Source organism: Streptomyces sp. NPDC002499, assembly GCF_053595415.1.
In genome coordinates this window covers 353,527-367,310 of the sequence record NZ_JBSFXO010000009.1, presented here as the reverse complement: position 1 = coordinate 367,310, position 13,784 = coordinate 353,527, and the positions used below count along the sequence as shown (strand labels likewise).

The following is a 13,784-nucleotide window of genomic DNA, read 5'->3' as shown; positions in this document are numbered from 1 at the left end:
CCAACCGACACACCTGAGGGCACATCCATGCCCTGATGAACCCTCTTTCTCCCCATACGTCCAGGAGCGATCCATGCGAACCCAGAGCCGACGACGGCCCGCGCGAGCCACGCTCGCCATGGCCGCCGCAGGGACGCTGCTCGCCCCGCTGCTCTCCGGCTGTTGGGTCGGGGCAGGCGGGTCCGGTTCCGGCGGCAACTCCGTCAACGTCCTGATGGTCAACAACCCGCAGATGGTGGAGCTGCAGAAACTCACCGCCTCGCACTTCACCAAGGAGACCGGCATCAAGGTGAACTTCACCGTGCTGCCGGAGAACGACGTCCGCGACAAGATCAGCCAGGACTTCGCCAACCAGGCCGGCCAGTACGACGTGGCGACGCTCAGCAACTACGAGATCCCGATCTACGCCAAGAACGGCTGGCTGCACGAGATGAACTCGTACGTGGCCAAGGACCCCGGCTACGACGAGCAGGACGTCCTCAAGCCGATGCGGCTGTCGCTCACGGCCGAGGACGGCAAGCTCTACGGCCAGCCCTTCTACGGCGAGTCGTCCTTCCTGATGTACCGCAAGGACGTGTTCGCCAAGGAGGGCCTGACCATGCCGGCCCACCCCACCTGGACCCAGATCGCCGACCTGGCCGCGAAGGTGGACGGCGCCGAGCCCGACATGAAGGGCATCTGCCTGCGCGGACTGCCCGGTTGGGGCGAGGTGATGGCCCCGCTCACGACGGTCGTGAACACCTTCGGCGGCACCTGGTTCACCAAGGACTGGAAGGCACGGCTGAACTCCCCCGAGTTCGAGAAGGCGACGAAGTTCTATGTCGACCTGGTCCGCAAGCACGGCGAGTCCGGCGCCGCCCAGTCCGGCTTCGCCGAGTGCCTGAACAACATGACCCAGGGCAAGGTCGCCATGTGGTACGACGCCACCAGCGCGGCCGGCTCCCTGGAGGCCTCGGACTCCCCCGTCAAGGGCAAGCTCGGCTACGCCCCGGCGCCGGTCGAGAAGACCGACTCCTCGGGCTGGCTCTACACCTGGGCCTGGGGCATCCAGAAGGCGTCCCGCAACCCCGACAAGGCCTGGAAGTTCGTCTCCTGGGCGTCCAGCAAGCAGTACGAGGAACTGGTCGGCGAGACCAGCGGCTGGCCCAACGTGCCCGCCGGCAAACGCGCTTCGACGTACGCGAACGCCGACTACCGCAAGTCCGCCGCCTCCTTCCAGGAGATGACGAAGGAGGCCATCGAGGGCGCCAAGCCCGATGACCCGGGGGTGCAGCCGCGCCCCGCACCCGGCATCCAGTTCGTCGGCATCCCGGAGTTCACCGACCTCGGCACCAAGGTCTCCCAGGAGATCAGCGCGGCCATCGCCGGACGCCAGTCCGTCGACTCGGCCCTGAAGAAGGCCCAGAAACTCGCCGAGAAGATCTCGAAGGAGTACGAGGGGCGATGAGCGCAACGACAACGGCCCCCCTGGCCGCAACTCCCGTACGCACCACCCACCAGCCCCCCGCCCGGCTGCGCGCCTGGGCCACCCGGGCCCCGCTGCTGCCCGCCCTGGTCTTCATGATCGTGGTGACCCAGCTGCCGTTCGTGGCGACCCTGGTCATCTCGTTCTTCGACTGGAACGCGCTGTACCCGGACGCCCGGCACTTCGCCGGCGTCGACAACTACCAGGAGGTCCTGAGCGACCCTGACCTGCGCCACTCGGTGTGGACGACAGTCCTGCTGACGGTCGCGGTCGTGCTGGTCAGCCTGATCCTCGGGCTGGTCCTCGCGCTGCTCCTGGACCGCAAGTTCCGCGGCCGGGGCTTCGTCCGCACGCTGCTGATCGCGCCCTTCCTGGTCGTCCCGGTGGCCGCCGCGCTGCTGTGGAAGCACGTGCTCTACAACCCCGAATACGGCTTGCTGAACGGGTTGTTGCACTACGTCGGCGGGCCGCAGCCGGACTGGATCTCCAACACCCCACTGCTCGCCGTGGAGGCCTCGCTGGTCTGGCAGTGGACGCCGTTCATGATGCTGATCCTGCTGGCAGGGCTGCAGAGCCGGGACAACGAGCAGATGGAGGCGGCCCGGGTCGACGGCGCGAGCGACTGGCAGGTCTTCCGCTATCTGACGCTGCCGCACCTGCGCCGCTACCTCGAACTCGGCGCCCTGCTGGGCTCGATCTACATCGTGCAGAACTTCGACGCGGTCTTCACCATCACGTCCGGCGGCCTGGGTACCGCCAACCTGCCCTACACCGTCTACCAGACCTTCTACCAGGCCCACGAGAACGGCCTCGCCTCGGCCGCAGGTGTCCTGGTGGTCATCGGCTCGATCATCATCGCGACCTTCGCCCTGCGCGTGGTGTCGTCCCTGTTCCGCGAGGAGGTGTCCCGCGCATGAGTTCCGTCGCCGTACGAACCTCCGCACGCCGCAAGGGAGTCGGTCTCGGCCTGATCGCCTGGGTCATCGGCATCGTCTTCTTCCTGCCCATCGCCTGGATGGCGCTGACCTCCTTCCACTCGGAGACGGACGCGGCGAAGAACCCGCCCGCCTTCGGCGCCTCCCTCACCCTGGACGGCTACCGCGACTTCTTCGGCACCGGCGGCGGCGCGAGCCCCTGGCCGGCGCTGGCCAACTCGGTCGTGGCGTCGGTGGCTTCGACGCTCTTCGTCCTGGTGCTCGCGCTCCCGGCGGCGTACGCGCTGTCGCTGCGGCCGGTGAAGAAGTGGACGGACGTCCTGTTCTTCTTCCTGTCCACGAAGATGCTGCCGGTGGTGGCGGGCCTGCTGCCGATCTACCTGTTCGCCAAGAACACCGACATGCTGGACAACATCTGGCTGCTGGTCATCCTCTACACCTCCATGAACCTGCCGATCGCGGTGTGGATGATGCAGTCGTTCCTGGCCGAGGTCCCGGTGGCGATCATCGAGGCGGCGCGGGTGGACGGAGCACGCCTGCCGACGATCCTCACGCGCGTGGTGGCCCCGATCGCCCTCCCGGGCATCGCGGCGACCTCCCTGATCTGCTTCATCTTCAGCTGGAACGAACTCCTCTTCGCCCGAGTCCTGACCGGGGTGGTGGCGGAGACCGCGCCCGTCTTCCTGACCGGCTTCATCACCAGCCAGGGCCTGTTCCTGGCGAAGGTGTGCGCCGCGTCGCTCGTGATCTCCCTGCCGGTGCTCGCCGCGGGGTTCGCCGCCCAGGACAAGCTGGTCCAGGGCCTGTCGCTGGGAGCCGTCAAATGAAGGCCGCCGTCATCGAGTCCGTGGGCCGCGCCGTCGTCACCGAGGTCCCCGACCCGACACCCGGCCCGCGCGAGGTCGTCGTGGAGGTCGCCGCGTGCGGCCTCTGCGGGACCGATCTGCACATCCTCCAGGGCGAGTTCGCGCCCAAACTGCCGATCGTGCCGGGGCACGAGTTCGCGGGCCAGGTGGTCGGGGTCGGCACCCAGGTCACGGAGTTGGCGATCGGCGACCGGGTCGCGGTCGACCCCTCGCTCTACTGCCACGAGTGCCGTTACTGCCGCGACGGACACAACAACCTGTGCGAACGGTGGGCCGCGATCGGCGTCACCACGGCAGGCGGCGCCGCCCAGTTCGCGGTGGCACCCGTGGCGAACTGCGTGAAACTCCCCGAGCACGTCCGCACCCAGGACGCGGCCCTGGTGGAGCCCCTGTCGTGCGCGGTGCGCGGCTACGACGTCCTCAAGTCACGCCTCGGCGCGCACGTCCTGATCTACGGCTCGGGAACGATGGGCCTGATGATGCTGGAACTCGCCAAGCGGACCGGCGCGGCCAGCGTGGACGTCGTGGACCTGAACGCGGCCCGCCTGGAGACGGCCGTACGCCTCGGGGTGTCGGGGTCGGCGGCGAACCCGGACGAGCTGGACCGACCGCAGGGCTGGGACGTCGTGATCGACGCGACGGGCAACGCGGCAGCGATCCAGGACGGCCTGGACCGGGTGTCCAAGGCGGGCACGTTCCTCCAGTTCGGCGTGGCCGACTACGCGACGCGCGTGACCATCGACCCGTACCGCATCTACAACCAGGAGATCACCATCACGGGTTCGATGGCCGTGCTCCACAGCTTCGAACGCGCGGCGGAACTCTTCGCGAACGGGGTCCTCGACCCGGAGATCTTCATCAGCGACCGAATTCCGCTGGAGCGGTATCCGGAGGCGCTGGAGCAGTTCGCGGCGGGGGTGGGGCGGAAGATCATCGTCGTCCCGTAGGGGTACTGACCTGCTCTTTCGGGGAACGGGCGGATTGGCCGCTTGGTAAGGGAACAGTAAAGCGGCCTCGCTCGTTCTCCCGGCATGACAGCTATGACCCCCGGCTCGAACATCCCTCTCTCCACCGCCCGCGTCGCGGTGGACGTCGCCGCCCCGGTGCGGCTCGACGTTTCGGGCCTGCTGCTCACCGCCGACGGCAAGGTGCGCTCGGACGACGACTTCATCTTCTACAACCAGCCGAACGGACCGGGTGTGACGTACCGGTCGGGCGGCGGTACGGCACCGGACGCGATCGTCGTCGACACGGCGGCGGTCCCGCCCGGCATCGAGAAGATCGTGGTCACCGCCAGCCCCGACGCCCAGGGCCAGACCTTCCAGGGCATCGAGCCGACGGCCACGATCCGCGGCGCGGACGACAACGCCGTGCTGGCCACGTTCACGCCCCCGCAGCTCGGCACCGAGACGGCGCTGGTGATCGTGGAGATCTACCTGCGCAACGGCGCGTGGAAGGCCCGCGCGGTCGGCCAGGGCTACTCCAACGGGCTCGCGGGCATCGCCACCGACTTCGGCGTCTCGGTGGAGGAGCCGGCACCGGCCGCCCCGCCGCAGCCCACGCCCACGCTCCAGACGCCGGTGGCCCCGCCGGCCCCGTCGCTGTCCCGCACCCCGCCGCCCCCGGCCGCACCGCCCGCCCCCGCGGCCCCCGCCCCGGGCACCGGCAAGATCAACCTCGACAAGGGCCGCGTCAGCCTCCAGAAGAACCAGACGGTCTCCCTGGTCAAGGGCGGCCGTCCGCTGCTCTCCCAGGTCAAGATGGGCCTCGGCTGGGAGCCCGCCTACCGCGGCAAGGACATCGACCTCGACGCGTCGGTCATCGCCTACGGCCCGCAGCGCAACCACATCGACAGCTGCTACTTCGGCAAGCTGTCGATCCTGAACGGCGCGATCAAGCACTCCGGCGACAACCTCACGGGCGAGGGCGGTGGCGACGACGAGGTGATCGTGGTCGACCTCGGCCGCATCCCCCAGGAGGTCAGCGGCCTGGTCTTCACGGTCAACTCCTTCACCGGCCAGAAGTTCACCGAGGTCGCCAAGGCCTATTGCCGCCTGATCGACGCCGCCACCGGCGAGGAGCTCGTCCGCTTCGACCTCACCAACGCCGAGGCCCAGACCGGCGTGATGATGGCGAAGCTCGTCCGGCAGTTCTCCGGCGAGTGGGACATGACCGCCATGGGCAACTTCGTGAAGTCGCGCACGGTACGGGGGATGGTGAAGCCGGCGGCCCAGTCGCTGTAAGCAGCCCTACGACCGCTGCGGGCGCCCCTTCCGAGGGGCGCCCGGCGTTTTTCAGTCCCCGGCCGCGGGCCGCAGCCCGTCCGTCAGCAGCGACAGATACCGGCGGATGAACTTCCCCTGGCCATCGGCCAGTTCGGAAGCCGTGGACACCCCGTGGGCCAGCCGCAGGATCTCGATCGGCTCGACGTCCTGGCGCAGGGTTCCCTCCCGCTGTGCCGCCTCGACCAGCCGCTGCGCCGCGCCCTTCATCGAGCCCGCGCAGGCCGTCAGCGCGGCCTCGCCGCCGTCGGTGACCGCGGAGCCCAACAGGGCCTTCATACCGCGCACCTGGATCATGCCGAGGCCGACCCAGTACAGCCACTCGACCAGCGCCTCACCCGGCGGGAGTTCCTTCGCGATCTCGTCCGCGCGGGACGCGAGCGCCTGGATCCGCTCGACGTAGGCAGCCTCAAGGAGCGCCTGCCGGGTCGGGAAGTGGCGGTACAAGGTCCCCGAGCCGACCCCCGCGCGTTTCGCGATGTCGTCGAGCGACGCGTTCTCCCCGTGCTCGGCGAACGCCTCGGCCGCCACCTTCAGCAGCCGGTCGTAGTTGCGCCGTGCGTCCGCGCGCATGGGTCTGACCTGCGTCATCCAGATACTCCTTGCGAACCGGGGACTCTCTCCGTATCTTACCGAGTACTAAACGGAGACAGTCCCCGCTTATCTCGGCGGGCAGTCCGTGCTGCCCGCACACCGCTCAGCCGGGGACGCCAGACCGGGAGAACTCCATGTCCACCCCGTCCGCACCGTCCACCACCACCGCCGATCCTCTCTCCGCACCACCCGGGCCCGCCAGGCTCCGCACCGTCCTCTTCGTCATCGTGACCGCGTATCTGATGGTCGGCGTCGACTCCACCGTCGTCAACGTGGCCCTGCCCGACATCCAGAAGAACCTCGACTTCAGCCCCACCGGCCTGTCCTGGGTCCTCAACGCCTACACCCTCGCCTTCGGCGGACTGCTCCTTCTGGGCAGCCGGATCGGAGACATCGTCGGCCGCCGCCGCACGCTCACGATCGGCGTCCTGCTCTTCGCCTCGTCCTCCCTCCTCGGCGGACTTGCCACCGACAGCGCCTGGCTGCTCGCGGCCCGCGCGCTCCAGGGCGTGGGCGCCGCGCTGATCGCGCCCAACACCCTCGCCCTGATCACCACCAACTTCCCGGAGGGACCGCGCCGTCACCACGCGCTCGGCATCTACACGTCCATGGCCGGCATCGGCGCCTCGATAGGCCTCGTCGTCGGCGGCATGCTCACCTCGTGGGCGTCCTGGCGCTGGTCCCTGCTGATCAACGTGCCGATCGGCGCCGCGGTGGCCCTGGCACTCCCCCGCTTCGTCGGCGAGACCCCGCGCCACGCGGGCCGGTTCGACGCCGCGGGCGCGCTCACCGGCACCGCCGGAATGACCTCGCTGGTGTACGCGTTCATCCGGGTCTCCTCGGACGGCTGGGGCGATCTCCAGGCGCAGTCGGGCTTCGGCGTGGCGACGGCCCTGCTGGTGGGCTTCACCCTGGTCGAGTCCCGCGCCGCCCAACCCATCATGCCGCTGCGCCTGTTCGCGGACCGCAACCGCGCGGGCGGCTACGTGGGCGTCCTGCTCCTGCCGGCGGGCATGTTCGGCGCGTTCTACTTCCTCACCCTGATCAGCCAACGGGTCCTGGACTACAGCCCGTTGCGCACGGGCTTCGCCTTTCTGCCGATCACCCTGGCGATCTTCACGGTGGTCCGCTTCGTACCGCGCCTGCTGGCCCGCTTCGGCGCCAAGCCGGTGCTGCTCACCGGCATGGCCCTGCTCGCCACCTCGACGGGCTGGCTCTCACAACTCCAGTCCGGCGACGGCTACGTGACCGGTCTCCTCGGTCCGCTCGTCCTGATGGGCGTGGGCGTCGGCCTCAGCTTCATGCCGCTCAACGCGACGATCCTCGCGGGCGTCCAGCCTCGCGAGGCGGGCTCCGCGTCCGGCCTCCTGCAGACCCTCCAGTGGCTCGGCGGCACCCTCGGACTGTCCATCCTGGTCACCGTCTTCGGCACGGCGACCCGGCACGCGACCGGATCGCCGTCCGACATCCTGGTCCACGGCTCGGCCCGGGCGTTCGGCGTCGGCGCGCTGATCGCCCTGACCGCCTTGCTGGTGTCGGCGTTCGTGATCACCGGCAGGAAGGCCGAGGCGGCCGCCAAGGCTCCCTAGAACAGGGCGCTGTACGCGTTCAGCGCGGGCTGTCCGCCGAGGTGGGCGTAGAGCACGGTGGAGTCGGCGGCGATCTCACCGCGGGCGACCAGGTCGATCATCCCGGCCATCGACTTGCCCTCGTACACGGGGTCGGTGACCATGCCCTCGGTGCGGGCGGCGAGGCGCATCGCCTCCAGGGTGGTCTCGTCCGGGATGCCGTAGACCCCGGCGTGGTAGCGGTCGTCGAGTTCGACGTCGTCGATGGTCAACTCCCGCTCGACCCCGATCAGTCGGCCGGTCCCCTGCGCGATGCGGGCCACCTGCTCGCGGGTCTCGGCGGGCTTCGCCGAGGCGTCGATGCCGAGCACGCGACGCTCACGCCCGCCCGCCTCCTCGATCGCCCGGAACCCCGCGACCATGCCGGCCTGCGTGGAACCGGTCACCGAACACACCACGACGGTGTCGAAGAAGATCCCCAACTCCTGCTCCTGCTCGGCGACTTCGTGGGCCCAGTTGGCGAAGCCGAGGCCGCCGAGCGGGTGGTCGGAGGCGCCGGCCGGGATGGCGTACGGCGTGCCGCCCGACTCCTCGACCTCGCGCAGCGCCTGCTCCCAGCTCTCCTTGAAGCCGATACCGAACCCGGCCTTCACCAGCCGTACGTCCGCGCCGGCGAGCCGGCTGATCAGGATGTTGCCGACCTTGTCGTAGACGGAGTCGGGCCACTCCACCCAACTCTCCTGTATCAGCACGCACTTGAGCCCGGCGCGGGCGGCGCAGGCCGCGACCTGACGGGTGTGGTTGGACTGCACCCCGCCGATCGAGACAAGGGTGTCGCAGCCCTTGGCGATCGCGTCGGCGACCAGGTACTCCAGCTTGCGGGTCTTGTTCCCGCCGTACGCCACACCGGAGTTGCAGTCCTCGCGCTTGGCCCACAGGGCGGCGCCGCCGAGGTGGGCGGTGAGGCGTTCCAGCGGGTGCACCGGGGAGGGGCCGAAGAGGAGCGGGTAACGGTCGTACGAGGAAAGGGACATGCTGCCTCCGGGGTCGGGCGGGGTCCGCGGGTTCAGGCGGGATCTGCCGGGTCGGCCAGGTCGGCCAGGTCGGCCAGGGTGTGCCAGATGGCGACCGTGACCAGGACCGCGCCCTCGGTGTCACCGTCCGCGCAGGCCTCGATCAGCCGCTCGTGCAGCCCGGCCGAGCGGCACGAGCCGCCTTCGCCGAAGCGCTGTCGCTCCAGGCGGCGGATGAGCGGGGTGTAGCGGGCGACGGTGGCGGCGGCGGCGCGATTGCCGCTCACCCGCACCAGTACGTCGTGGAGTTCGTCGTCGGCGCGCAGGGCCGCGTCCACGTCACCGCCGGTCACGGCGAGGGCGAACCGGCCGTTGGCCGCGCGCATCACGTCAAGGTCCGCCGCCCCCAAGCGGGGTACGGCGACCCGGGTCACCAACTCGTGCATGGCGCCGACCACGGCGGCCGCGTCCCGCACCTCGGCGGCCACGACCGGCGTCACCCGCGTGTAGCTCTGCGGCTTGCTCTCCAGCAGCCCCTCGTCCACCAGCCGCGAGAACGCCTCCCGCACCGGCGCCCGCGACAGCCCGAGCCGCTCGGCGAGATCGGCGTCGCGCACCACGGTGCCGGGTTCGATCTCCCCGGCCACGATGGCGTCGCGGATCACTTCGTAGGCGCGGTCCCTGAGGAGGGTGCGCGGGACGGGTCGTAGGGCCTCCATGAACTGAAATGTTAGATGTCAATCTCCCGGAGGACAAGAGGGGGCAAGGGAGGGCATGGGAGGCAAGGCGGGAATGGAAGTGGCCCGCACCCCCCGTGTGAGTGCGGGCCACGCTTCGGTGCTCAGGCCGCCCAGGGCCAGTCGGCGTCCTGGGCCGCCTCGAGCAGCGGCACCATCCGGAAGGCCGCGTCGCCGAGGCCTCCGAAGGTGTGCCGGTTCGCCCTGCCCGACGGGCCGTGGCCCGCCCGGTACCCGGCGAGGTTCCAGGTGTAGACCGGGATGTGCGCCGGCACCTGCTCGGTCGGGTCACCGTGCCGGTTGTACGCGTACTGCTCGTCGGTGACGATCAGCACCCGGTCCTGTCCCCGGTAGTGCGCGCGGACCGCCGAGGTGGTGTCGGTGCCGCCCAGGCTGCCGAAGCGGTCCAGGATCTTCAGCACCGACTCGTCCCGGCGGAAGTCCAGCCGCCGGTTGGTGGTGCCGAACTCGACGAGATCCGCGTCCGCCGCCCGCAGCGCGAGCGCCGTGCCGAAGATCGCCGCCGCGTCGGCCCGGTTGAGCTCCGAGCGGTCGGACAGCCGCGCCCACATCGAGCCCGAACGGTCCACGAGGACCAGCGTCCGGCCGGGCAGCGCGGGCACGTTGGCCAGCGAGTGCCCGAGCGCCCGCTCCAGCGGGTACGCCCAGCGCAGCGAGGGCGCGTGGCGGTACGCCGCCAGGTACCGGAACGGGAACTGCCGCGACCGTGCGACCTCCGCCGGGTCGCTGATCCGCGCGGCGACCCGCTCCGCGACCTCGTCGGACACACCGGCCTGGTCGAAGTTGCGCAGGTTGCGGACGAGCGCCATGGCGCCCATGGACGGGATGACCGCCTCCCAGGCGGCCTTGTCCATCGGACCCTGGAGCCAGCCGGCCAGCGCCTCCCACGTCACCCCGGCCTCGGCGAGCCGCTCGGCACCGCCCTCGGATGTGACGACGGCACGCCGGTCCTCGACCGGCAGGGCCATCAGCTCGCGGTGCGCGACCAGCGTCCGGCTCGACGTGGGCGGCAGCGCGGTGTCCGGGTTGTGCCGACGGTCGAGGGCGTACCGGAACAGCTCGCCCTGCCACGGCTTGTCCGGGTCCGGGGCCGCGTGCACGAGGTTGAGGATGTCGCCGAAGCGGTAGCCCTTGGACACGGTGTCGTACTTCAGCAGCGACTTGCCGCTGTAGAGCCGCTGCACGGCGTCGGCGATACCGCGCTTGACGGGCTTGGGGACGGCACGGCCGTACTGGGAGGTCCAGTACGCGAGCAGTTCGCCGGGCTCGTCGGGGCGGCGCAGTACGGAGGCCACGACCGTGCGGTTCGACGGGCCGTCGGTGACGCCGGCGTCGAGGCGTGCCTTGACGTACTCGGCGGCGCCCACGATCGAGGCGGTGCGCAGGTTGCCCTCGCCGCGCAGCCAGTCGAGCAGGCCCGCGGTCCAGGCCGGGTCCTCGACGGCGAGCCGGTGCACCAGCCGCGCGTAGCGGTCGTCGCGGTCGGTGCCGGTCTCGTAGAAGGTCTGCTGGGACACGAAGTTGGCGATCGCGAGCAGGAAGAGCTCGGAGCGCGCGTCCCGCTCACGGCCACGGCCGCCCTCGTAGGTACGGAGCACCCGGCCCGTGGAGGTGACGCGGGAGACGGGCTGCGCGCGGGCGGACTTCCTGTTGAATCGAGACATGCTGAATTCCCCCGAATTCACTGCGTTTTCGGAGGGAGTGCGCGGCAATGGTGGGCGCCCGAGATCGGAGTCGGCGACGGGACTTATAAACCAGCGCGTCTTCCGTTCCGCCACATCGGCCCTGGGCCGATGACGGGATTTGAACCCGCACCCGTATCACTACGGACTGGATCCCTGAAGTATCCGCTGCCTGCGCACCGGGCACCCACCATGAGCTGCGCCTCCCGAGATCAAGTCGACGGCGGTGTTGGATTCTTTTTCGAGAAGAAGTAACCGCTGCCTTCGCACCGGGAGGTGCGTGCTGTCGTGATCTCAGAGTAGGAGGCACAGTCGATGGTGGGCGACCGAATTAACTAGCCGCGCTGCTGCCGCTTCCAGGGGCCGGTGATCGCCAACATGATGCCGGGCGTCTGGATGTTGGCGAACAGGGTCTTTCCGTCGGGCGAGAAGGTGACGCCGGTGAACTCGCTGTACTCGGGCTTCTCCGCGGTGCCGATGTTGAGTTCGTTGCGGGCGATCGGGTAGGTCCGGCCGCTGTCGGTCGCGCCGAAGAGGTGCTGGATGCCCTCGCCGTCCTCGGCGATGACGAGACCGCCGTACGGGGAGACGGTGATGTTGTCCGGGCCGTCGAAGTTGCCGTCCTTGGACGGGTCCGGGTTGACGCCGATGAGCACCTTCAGCGTCAGGGTGCGGCGCTTGGGGTCGTAGAACCAGACGGCGCCGTCGTGCTGGACGGGGCTCTCGGTGCGGGCGTACGAGGAGACGATGTACGTGCCGCCGTCACCCCACCACATGCCCTCCAGCTTGCGGGCGCGGGTGACCTCGCCGGCGGCGAACTGCTTGCGCACGGAGGTGGTTTTGGCGTCGCGGTCGGGTACGTCGACCCAGTCGACGCCGTAGACCGTGCCGATCTTCGTGGCGCGGGAGAGGTCGTCGACGAACTTGCCGCCGGAGTCGAAGCACTTGAAGGCCTGGAGCACGCCCGCGTCGTCGGCGAGGGTGCGCAGCTTGCCGCGGCCGTGGTGGAAGTGCTCCGGCGGGGTCCAGCGGTAGAGCAGGCCGTTGGGGCCGGACGCGTCCTCGGTCAGGTAGAGGTGGCCGCGCTTGGGGTCGACGACGACGGCCTCGTGGGCGTAGCGGCCAAGTGCCTTGATGGGCTTGGGGTTTCTGTTGGCGCGGCGGTCGGCGGGGTCGACCTCGAAGACGTAACCGTGGTCCTTGGTGAAGCCGTTGGCGCCGGTCTTGTCCTCGGTCTCCTCGCAGGTGAGCCAGGTGTCCCAAGGGGTGTTGCCGCCCGCGCAGTTGGTGGCGGTGCCGGCGATGCCGACCCACTCGGCGACATGGCCGCCGGGGCGGACCTCGACGACCGTGCAGCCGCCGGCCGCGGCCGGGTCGTAGACGAGTCCGTCGATGAGCGGCACCGGGTGCGGCCACTGGGCGCGGGGGCCGGCCAGTTCGTGGTTGTTGACCAGGAGGGTCGTGCCGCGGGGGCCGTCGAAGGTGGACGTGCCGTCGTGGTTGGAGGGGGTGAACTCGCCGGACTCCAGCTTGGTCCGGCCGCTGTAGGTGATGACGCGGTACTTGAAGCCGGCGGGCAGTGCGAGCAGGCCCTTGGGGTCGGCGATCAGCGGTCCGTAGCCGACTCCGCCGTGCCCGTGGCCGTGGCCGTGGCCGTCCGCCGACACTCCCTCGGTGCCCTCGGCGTCCGTGGACGCGAGGGCGTTGGGGGCCGTGGCCAGCGCGCCGACGGTGCCGGCGAGCGCGACACCGGCACCGGTGACCGCGGATCTGGTGGCGAAGTCCCTGCGACTGAGCGACATGGTGTCTCCTGTGACGGTGGGTATGCCGTGGAGGGTGGCGGACCTCGGGTCGGCGCCACAGTCGCGCCCACGGCTGAACGGGAGTTGAACACCGGGCGTCTGCGCGGGACACGCTTCCATGAATCCGTACGGACCGGACCACGGGAGTCAAAAGAATCTCTCGCCCGGGTAACGGCACTGGCGGATGACGAGCGATCGGGCGAATCATCACAAAGAGGACCGACCGATGCGGCTACGACGCGCCGAGCACCGACACGGTCACGCCGAAGCAGAGCATGAGGCCGGTCCAGGGCATGGCGTGCCGCAGATGGCGGTTCTTCGCGTGCGCGATGGCGCCCAACACCCGTGCCATGTCCCACAGTTGCGCGCACAGCAGGCTCGGGTCGGCGGCGGGCGGGATGTCCAGGCCCATGAAGCCGAAAGGGCTCAGCGGGAGGGGTACCTCCAACCGGGGCCGCATCGCCAGGGCGAGATGGAAGCCGGAGATCAGGAACGTAACGGCGAACAGCGCCAGGACGACGTCGGCGACCGCCCCGTGCCGGCGCCCGTCGCCCGTACCGAGGGCGGTCACCACCGCGACCACTCCCCCGGTGTGCACCACCAGCATGCTGTTGACCTTGGCGTCGGCCTCCTGGACATAGCCCTGGAAGGCGGACAGCGCCCCCAGCCCCGCCGCCACGGCGATCTCGACCGTCCTGGTGCCCCCGTGGTCCGTCATCATGGCCGCCCTCCCGCCACGTCTCCCGTGTCGACAGGATGGAACGGTCCGCGTCCGCGGCGCGCATCGACCGTCACGTGACGGGGTGGCTCCGGAGCGAG

The 13,784-nt window shown here is 70.1% G+C and carries 12 protein-coding genes; 6 read left to right on the top strand and 6 right to left on the bottom strand.

The genetic code is table 11. The features are described from left to right. Positions 1–73: 73 nt before the first annotated feature. From ACWD5F_RS26930 to ACWD5F_RS26910, 5 genes are all read left to right on the top strand, one after another. Positions 74–1,447, top strand: a complete 1,374-nt coding sequence (locus ACWD5F_RS26930; protein WP_451258063.1) for an ABC transporter substrate-binding protein — start codon at positions 74–76, stop codon at positions 1,445–1,447. Next, positions 1,444–2,382 (top strand): carbohydrate ABC transporter permease, encoded by a 939-nt coding sequence (locus ACWD5F_RS26925; RefSeq protein ID WP_451258061.1) that lies wholly within the window; start codon positions 1,444–1,446, stop codon positions 2,380–2,382. Before ACWD5F_RS26930 ends, ACWD5F_RS26925 begins: the two co-directional genes overlap by 4 nt. Next, positions 2,379–3,227 carry a carbohydrate ABC transporter permease gene (locus ACWD5F_RS26920; protein WP_451258059.1) on the top strand — a complete coding sequence of 283 codons (849 nt, stop codon included), beginning with the start codon at positions 2,379–2,381 and terminating at the stop codon, positions 3,225–3,227. Before ACWD5F_RS26925 ends, ACWD5F_RS26920 begins: the two co-directional genes overlap by 4 nt. Next, a complete protein-coding gene (locus ACWD5F_RS26915) occupies positions 3,224–4,213 on the top strand; it encodes a zinc-dependent alcohol dehydrogenase family protein (protein ID WP_401728010.1) in 990 nt (329 codons plus the stop codon). The genes ACWD5F_RS26920 and ACWD5F_RS26915 overlap by 4 nt, the downstream gene beginning before the upstream one ends. Positions 4,214–4,306: 93 nt before the next feature. Next, complete coding sequence (locus ACWD5F_RS26910; RefSeq protein WP_451258288.1) at positions 4,307–5,509, top strand: TerD family protein; 1,203 nt, start codon at positions 4,307–4,309, stop codon at positions 5,507–5,509. A 51-nt stretch (positions 5,510–5,560) separates the two neighbouring features. On the opposite strand, the gene ACWD5F_RS26905 is transcribed toward ACWD5F_RS26910, so the two are convergent. Then, entirely contained in the window at positions 5,561–6,139 is a 579-nt protein-coding gene (locus ACWD5F_RS26905; protein WP_451258057.1) for a TetR/AcrR family transcriptional regulator, read from the bottom strand. 137 nt (positions 6,140–6,276) lie between these two features. Here ACWD5F_RS26905 and ACWD5F_RS26900 point away from each other — a divergent pair, with 137 nt between their 5' ends. Continuing rightward, positions 6,277–7,731 (top strand): MFS transporter, encoded by a 1,455-nt coding sequence (locus ACWD5F_RS26900; protein ID WP_451258055.1) that lies wholly within the window; start codon positions 6,277–6,279, stop codon positions 7,729–7,731. Here ACWD5F_RS26900 and ACWD5F_RS26895 read toward each other — a convergent pair. From ACWD5F_RS26895 to ACWD5F_RS26875, 5 genes are all read right to left on the bottom strand, one after another. Then, complete coding sequence (locus ACWD5F_RS26895; RefSeq protein WP_451258053.1) at positions 7,728–8,744, bottom strand: 1-aminocyclopropane-1-carboxylate deaminase; 1,017 nt, start codon at positions 8,742–8,744, stop codon at positions 7,728–7,730. The two genes, ACWD5F_RS26900 and ACWD5F_RS26895, sit on opposite strands and share 4 nt — an antisense overlap. A gap of 32 nt (positions 8,745–8,776) precedes the next feature. Then, on the bottom strand, positions 8,777–9,442 hold the full coding sequence (locus ACWD5F_RS26890) for a GntR family transcriptional regulator (RefSeq protein WP_451258051.1): 666 nt from the start codon (positions 9,440–9,442) through the stop codon (positions 8,777–8,779). A gap of 122 nt (positions 9,443–9,564) precedes the next feature. After that, positions 9,565–11,145, bottom strand: a complete 1,581-nt coding sequence (locus tag ACWD5F_RS26885; RefSeq protein ID WP_451258049.1) for a TROVE domain-containing protein — start codon at positions 11,143–11,145, stop codon at positions 9,565–9,567. Positions 11,146–11,498: 353 nt separating this feature from the next. Further along, positions 11,499–12,965: an alkaline phosphatase PhoX gene (locus tag ACWD5F_RS26880; RefSeq protein WP_451258047.1), complete on the bottom strand. Its 1,467-nt coding sequence runs from the start codon at positions 12,963–12,965 to the stop codon at positions 11,499–11,501. 232 nt (positions 12,966–13,197) lie between these two features. Beyond that, positions 13,198–13,686, bottom strand: coding sequence for a hypothetical protein (locus ACWD5F_RS26875; RefSeq protein WP_451258046.1), 489 nt, complete (start codon positions 13,684–13,686; stop codon positions 13,198–13,200). Between the last annotated feature and the right edge of the window lie 98 nt (positions 13,687–13,784).